Below are 562 nucleotides of genomic sequence, written 5' to 3'. Positions count from 1 at the left end.
CAGCAGGTACACGTACCTGCGACTGGATATTCAATTCGGTTCATCACATCTGTGTGAATGAAATGAATATCCTAAACTACTCACTCGTTGCTCAGTTTTGAGAGTTCAACCTCTCAAGCGTTTGGTGGCGATAGCGGAGGGGTTCCACACGTACCCATCCCGAACACGACCGTTAAGCCCTCCAGCGCCGATGGTACTTGGACCGCAGGGTCCTGGGAGAGTAGGACGTTGCCAAGCGCAACCACTAAAGAAGGATTTCTTTGGTGGTTATTATGGGCCCTTAGCTCAGCTGGTTAGAGCGCACCCCTGATAAGGGTGAGGTCGGTGGTTCGAGTCCACTAGGGCCCACCATATAACTTTATATTTCCTTTGGGGCCATAGCTCAGCTGGGAGAGCGCCTGCCTTGCAAGCAGGAGGTCAGCGGTTCGATCCCGCTTGGCTCCACCAATACAATTTCATCAAAAATTGTATGAGTATCATTAACTCTACGGAGATTAACTGATAATTACACAGCTTTGCACCTTGAAAACTGGATACCGAAACGAAATTGCGTTTTAGAATA

At 48.8% G+C, this 562-nt stretch carries 2 tRNA genes and 1 rRNA gene; all 3 read left to right on the top strand.

Annotated elements, in window-relative coordinates:
- Positions 1–120 precede the first annotated feature (120 nt).
- The 3 genes from rrf to WG8_RS22330 all read left to right on the top strand — a co-directional run bounded on the left by rrf (position 121) and on the right by WG8_RS22330 (position 447).
- Positions 121–237 (top strand): 5S ribosomal RNA (gene rrf, locus WG8_RS22340).
- Positions 238–274: 37 nt separating this feature from the next.
- A tRNA-Ile gene (locus WG8_RS22335) sits at positions 275–351 on the top strand.
- 20 nt (positions 352–371) lie between these two features.
- Positions 372–447, top strand: a tRNA-Ala gene (locus WG8_RS22330).
- Positions 448–562 lie beyond the last annotated feature (115 nt).

The organism is Paenibacillus sp. Aloe-11, assembly GCF_000245715.1.
GTDB classification, from domain to species: domain Bacteria; phylum Bacillota; class Bacilli; order Paenibacillales; family Paenibacillaceae; genus Paenibacillus; species Paenibacillus kribbensis.
Note: the sequence above shows the minus strand (reverse complement) of the source record. Positions and strands in the feature narration are given on the sequence as shown.